This window comes from Vulcanococcus sp. DEBay_Sum22DG08_74 (assembly GCF_017852955.1).
GTDB lineage: Bacteria > Cyanobacteriota > Cyanobacteriia > PCC-6307 > Cyanobiaceae > Vulcanococcus.
Window position 1 is genome coordinate 1 of the sequence record NZ_JAFMKL010000164.1, and the last position, 2,751, is coordinate 2,751.

2 protein-coding genes are annotated in these 2,751 nt (G+C 63.5%); one reads left to right on the top strand and one right to left on the bottom strand.

Going from position 1 to position 2,751, the window contains the following annotated elements; genetic code table 11:
• Window positions 1–1,350 (top strand): chloride channel protein (locus QZ184_RS11180; RefSeq protein WP_296419686.1); only part of this gene is annotated, 1,350 nt, incomplete at its 5' end.
• Here the strand turns inward: QZ184_RS11180 and QZ184_RS11185 are convergent.
• Window positions 1,331–2,653 (bottom strand): NAD(P)/FAD-dependent oxidoreductase, encoded by a 1,323-nt coding sequence (locus QZ184_RS11185; RefSeq protein WP_247477529.1) that lies wholly within the window; start codon window positions 2,651–2,653, stop codon window positions 1,331–1,333. The genes QZ184_RS11180 and QZ184_RS11185 overlap by 20 nt on opposite strands.
• Between the last annotated feature and the right edge of the window lie 98 nt (window positions 2,654–2,751).

A 2,751-nucleotide genomic window follows, 5' to 3' on the forward strand; every position in this document is an offset into this window, starting at 1 on the left:
GCGATTTCGGCGGCATCATGTGCTCGGTTTGAGAGCACCGCCGTGGTTCTGCGCACCCGCGAGCTGATCCGCAACTTGTTGCAGTTGTCGCTGCTTGGTGTGCTCGTCGGGGTGGCCTGTTGGCCCTTCAACATGCTCGATCGTTGGCAGGACCAACTGCTGGGTCTGCTGCCGGCCTTCAGTGGTGAGGGGTGGACCCCAACCTCCCTTGCCTTGGCCTGTTCGCCGCTGGTGGTGGTGCCGATCCTGCTGTTGTTGCAACGGGGAATCTGGGCCCGGGGCGCCGGCTCGGGTATCCCCCAGACCATGACCAGCATTGAGCATCCAGCCCAAGCCTCGGCGCTGCTGGGCTGGGCACCCAGCCTGCAGCGCTTGGCCCTTTGGGGAATCGCCAGCCTTGCCCTGATCCCGATCGGCCGTGAGGGGCCCGTGGTGCAGGTCGGTGCGTCGGCCGCCCATTTTTTGCGGCGCCGTTTCCCGAATTGGTTCTATGGCTTAGGGCAAGCCGAGCTCTTGGCGGTGGCTGGTGGTGCTGGTTTGGCCGGGGGTTTCGATACGCCGCTGTTGGGTGTGGTGTTTGTGGTGGAGGAGTTCATCAGTGCCTTCTCCTCCACCCTGATCTGGCCTGCCCTGGTCGTCAGTGGGATGGCGGCCTCCTTCAGCAACCTGGCTGGACAGCCGATGTTTGCCTTGGGCACCGTCGGCGTCGAGCCGATGGAATTGCTGCAGGTTCTTTGGGCGCTTCCCGTTGGCCTGCTCGGTGGTTTGGTGGGGGCGGCTTTCGCCCGCCTGTTGCTGGCGGGCACCCGTCGGGGTGTCGCGTTGGCGCGCCGTTTTCCGATTCGTTTAGGCCTGGGTGTTGGCGCGTTCCTGTCGCTGTTTCTGCTGGTTAGCGGCGGCACCGGTGGCGGTGACGGCGAGTTGCTGATGGGGCGGCTGCTCTTTGGCTCAGCCGATGGGGTGGAGCTCCCCCATGGGTTATGGACGGATCTGCTCACGCTTCTGCTGCGGATCATTGGTCCGGTTTTGGCCCTCTCCACCGGTATCCCCGGCGGATTGATTGATCCCTCCTTCACCTTTGGTGCGGCCATGGGACAGGTGATCGCCGATCTCGCCGGCTCGCCTCAACTCTTTTTGGCCTTGGGCATGGTGGCTGGCCTGTCCGGCGCCACCCAGCTCCCGGTGATGTCAATTCTCTTTGGGATTCGACTGGCGGGAGATCAGCAGTTGCTACCGGGACTGCTGGTGGCTTGCGTGCTGGCCGCCTACGTCAGCCGGCAGTTCGTCGCCAAGCCGATCTACCACGCGCTCCATGCCCTGAGCGGCGAAGCTACGAAGACGTCTCCGTAATCACCAGGGCTGAGCGCTCGCGGGTGGCAATCATCCAGAGCCATTTGGTCAGCAACGTCAACCGACTTTCATTGGCGGGCATGAAGGCCAGGTGCGCGAGGCCCCAGAGGACCCAGCCCAGGGGACCGCTGAGTTTGAGGCCCCGCAGGTTGGCGACCGCAAAGAGTGGTCCGACCACCGCCATGCTGCCGAAGTCGGTGAACGCAAAGGCGGGATTGGGCTGGCTTTGGCACTGGGCCAGGATGTCCTTGGCCACCCAGCCCCCCATCTGCACCGCCGGGCCGGCCATCCCAGGCAGGGGTTTGCCATCGCGGGTATGGCTGTAGCTGCAGAGATCTCCGATCACGCGGATCTCGCCATGCCCTTTGATCGAAAAGTCCGGCTCCACCACGACTCGGCCGCCACGGTCGAGTTCGCAGCCGGTGCGCTCAGCCAGCAGCTTCCCGAGGGGGGAGGCGGCGACACCGGCCGTCCAGCAGATGGTGTTGGCCTCCAGGGTGACTTCGCCATCTTTGGTGGTGATGACGACCTTGCCCTCGCTGATGTCCTTGACACGTCCCCCCAGCAGGAGCTCGACCCCCTTGGCTTTGAGGTGATCGCCAGCCGAGGCTGAGAGCTGCGGATCCATGGCCCGCAGGACCCGATCGCCTGGATCCACCAGCGTGACCTTGCAGTGGGTGGGATCGATCTGCATGAAATCCCGCTCCAGGGTGTGCCGCATCAGATCGTTGAGGGATGCGGCCAGTTCGCAGCCGGTTGGACCTCCTCCGATCACCACCACGGATTGCAGCCACTTGCGGCGTTCTGGGTCGGGGGTTTGCTCGGCCTCCTCGAGGGAGTTCAAGACTTTGCGGCGGATGGCGTAGGCATCCTCCAGGGTCTTCATCGGAATGGCCTCGCTGCGCCATTCGTCATGGCCGAAGTAGCTGCTGGTCGCTCCTGCGGCCAGAACGAGATGGTCGTAGCGGTAGCGGCGGTTGTTGAAGACCACCTCCTTGTCCTTGGTATTGATGTCATCCACTTCCCCCATCAGGATCTGGATGTTTTCGGATTCCCCCAACATCACCCGCAGGGGGGAGGCCACATCGGTTTGGGAGACCAGGCCAGAAGCCACCTGATAAAGCAGGGGCTGGAACAGGTTGAAGTTGCGCCTGTCGATCAGGGTGACGCGAACGGTCTTCCCCGCCAGGACATGGGCCGCCCGCAGCCCGGCAAACCCACCGCCAACGATCACCACATGGGGCGCGGATCTGAGCAATTCAGACGGAGGGGTCAGCTCGAGAAAAAAGCGTTCGGGAGCCATCGGCCAGCGGGTGCTGACTTCAAACTATCCACGGTTTTCAAAGCTGGCTTTAGCGCCTAGAGACCCAGCCGGACTTTCACAGACCCTTCGGGTTGAAC